The sequence below is a fragment of the Xanthomonas arboricola pv. guizotiae genome, from assembly GCF_002940205.1.
In the GTDB taxonomy this organism is placed as follows: domain Bacteria; phylum Pseudomonadota; class Gammaproteobacteria; order Xanthomonadales; family Xanthomonadaceae; genus Xanthomonas; species Xanthomonas arboricola_C.
In genome coordinates, this window is the sequence record NZ_MDSK01000084.1 from 1 (window position 1) to 2,503 (window position 2,503).

A 2,503-nucleotide genomic window follows, 5' to 3' on the forward strand; every position below is an offset into this window, starting at 1 on the left:
CGAATGTCCTCATCGGGTCGGAAGAACTTGTATTGGGGTTCAGCCGACATACGAGTAAAAATGACTCGCAGAATCCGATGTCTTTTGTGAAAACATGAGTTTGCCGGATAAAACGGCGCTTCCATCGGCTCATCCACCACCTCGTCCCTTTCGAGGTTCGGCACGCTGCAACTGTCTTGCGGCGAGCTGTTTGGCTTAAATCACGCCGCCTCCTGGCGGCGCGGCTTGTTACCAACACGAAGTGCGCCCAGTTACAGCGCCTGCGCTGCGCAGGACGAAAGCACCCGCTCGCAGCCGTAATGGATCCGCGTCTGGGTGATCTCACGCATCCGCAGACGAATGGCGCTGCAGTCACGCGCCTTGGCCTTATAAGAGAACGCCGAACGTGACATCGATACGATCCGTAATGCACGCCGCTCACTCACGCCAAAGCGCTCTTTCAAACGGGCAACCCAATCGCGCTTCTGGGGCGCCCTCAGAGCTTTTTTGTGACCACCTCCTGGAGCATCGCCTTATCCAGGCTCAGGTCTGCTACCAGTTGCTTAAGCTTGCGATTTTCCTCTTCCAGAAGCCGCAAGCGCTTGAGCTCTGACGGGCCTAACCCACCGTACTTCTTGCGCCACACGTAGAACGTGGCCTCCGCAATTCCCATCTTGCGGCAGATCTCCCCGACCGCCATTCCTAGCTCGGCCTGCTTGAGCGCGTACGCGATCTGCTCCTCGGTGAAACGGGACTTCTTAATCGCCTGACTCCTCATTGCCACAGGATCCCATGCGGGCGAAGCCTCTACTTTACGGTGGCCTGGTTTATTGGGTGGGTCAGGCTTACCCCTCATCCTGGCGCAGATCTTGCGACTGCTGGCTGAGGGTCAGGGCTAATCAGGAAGGTCTTTACACGAATCCCTGCCGACCCTTTACTTCAGGCAATCAATTTCCATCTGAATCGCCCAAGGCCTGCCTGCGCGGCCACCTGGCTGCGTTGAAGGCGTTGGTCATGCTCCAGCGCCAGGCAAACCCGCCAAGTCCAAACCGCTATCTTGAGGGTCGCTAAATGAAACATAAATTCCATTAACAACAAAAGATCGATTCGCGCTGTGAAATCCTACGAATTCATCGTTCATGCGTAATGAATGCATATGCCTAATCCTATCTCTGGGTCAAGTGGATCATCAGTCAGTGCCAAAAGGAGTAATGATGAAGACTTCGTTGCAGACATTAAACAGGAAGCTGTCGTAGAACCTGGTAACCAATCGCCCCGCCCTCGCGGCCTCGAAGGTTTGGCCCCTCGGTCGAAGACCGCACGTGATTTGTCACTGATCAAAAAATTTAGTAATCCATTGCCTCTCCCGCAGCGCCCAACAGAGATTCCTGTGCTGCAGTATGACAGAAGCCCAAGATCATCATCCGATAATTTCCGCTCCTCGGATGACTTTGATCTACCAGAATCCTGTAATCCGACCGGCTGGAAAGACTTGCACATATCAGGCAGCGGAAGTATCGCGTCCATAAGCCAAATTACTAGGTTAAATCCGTCTAGGGATAGCCCAGTGATAGTACTAGACGTTCGCGAAGAGTCTCACGCCATTGTTGGCGGCTATCCGGCCACTTGGCGGGCTCCTAACAACTGGGCCAATGTCGGTAAATTGCGTGAAGAAGTGCTTGCTGACGAGCAGGAGAGGATCCGCGCGATTAAGTCACAGGAAACAGTGCAGATTCTCCATCGCAAAGATGTCAAGAACGGCATTCCAAACCCACGCTCAGTGAAATTAAATAAACCATCTATTTTTAGCGAAGAAGAGCTTGTGAAAAGTGCAGGTGCTGAATATCTGCGTTTGACAGTAACAGACCATCTCGGACCGCGTGCAGAGGATATAGATACATTTGTTAAAATGGAGAGGAACATGGCACCCAATGAGAGGCTACATGTGCACTGCGGGGTTGGTCAAGGTCGTACAGGCATCTTCATCGCTATGCACGACATTCTGAGAAATGCTCATTTAATATCGTTTGAAGACATCATCAAGCGGCAACTGGCATTTAACCCGGGTCGAGCTCTAGATTTTAATAAAGACGTCTCTCACGAGGGGCGTTCAGATTTTCGTAATGATAGACTGGAACTTATTACCTTGTTTTACGAGTACGCCAAGTCAAATCCAAACGGGCAACCCGCGTTATGGTCCGAATGGCTTAGGGAAAATCTGAACAACAATCCTGATCTGCCATAATAGATCAACGGCCTGAGTGAGTGTCGGGGGTCGGCAGAAGTTGTTGAAAATCCTGGCGGCTTCAACTCTGGATCGCAACACCAACGGTTGTGAAGTGGCCCAGGCGACCTGACCTGAGCGACTTCACGGCCAAGTGGAGTTGCGATCCAGAGTTGAAGCCGCCGTGTAAAAAGCAGCCAACAGCAAGCTAGGGCCTGTTAACACATCCGAAGCCCATCAACGACCAGGACGAAGTTGAGGAATCCAAGGAACATGACGTCCAACTTCTCGAAGCGCGTG

3 protein-coding genes and 1 pseudogene are annotated in these 2,503 nt (G+C 52.3%); 1 reads left to right on the forward strand and 3 read right to left on the reverse strand.

Features of this window, described 5'->3' with window-relative positions; translation table 11 throughout:
• Positions 1-251: 251 nt before the first annotated feature.
• From XarbCFBP7408_RS23595 to XarbCFBP7408_RS23365, 3 genes and pseudogenes are all read right to left on the reverse strand, one after another.
• Positions 252-443 (reverse strand): hypothetical protein, encoded by a 192-nt coding sequence (locus XarbCFBP7408_RS23595; protein WP_181107132.1) that lies wholly within the window; start codon positions 441-443, stop codon positions 252-254.
• Between the two features lie 2 nt (positions 444-445).
• Positions 446-742, reverse strand: a pseudogene (locus XarbCFBP7408_RS23600) (transposase); the annotation flags it as partial.
• Positions 743-991: 249 nt separating this feature from the next.
• Positions 992-1,120, reverse strand: coding sequence for a hypothetical protein (locus XarbCFBP7408_RS23365; RefSeq protein WP_258072300.1), 129 nt, complete (start codon positions 1,118-1,120; stop codon positions 992-994).
• A 15-nt stretch (positions 1,121-1,135) separates the two neighbouring features.
• Between XarbCFBP7408_RS23365 and xopH the strand changes: the two genes are divergently transcribed.
• The gene (gene xopH, locus XarbCFBP7408_RS21820; protein ID WP_104564683.1) at positions 1,136-2,224 is read left to right on the forward strand and encodes a type III secretion system effector XopH; all 1,089 of its coding nucleotides are present in this window, start codon (positions 1,136-1,138) and stop codon (positions 2,222-2,224) included.
• The last annotated feature ends 279 nt before the right edge of the window (positions 2,225-2,503 follow it).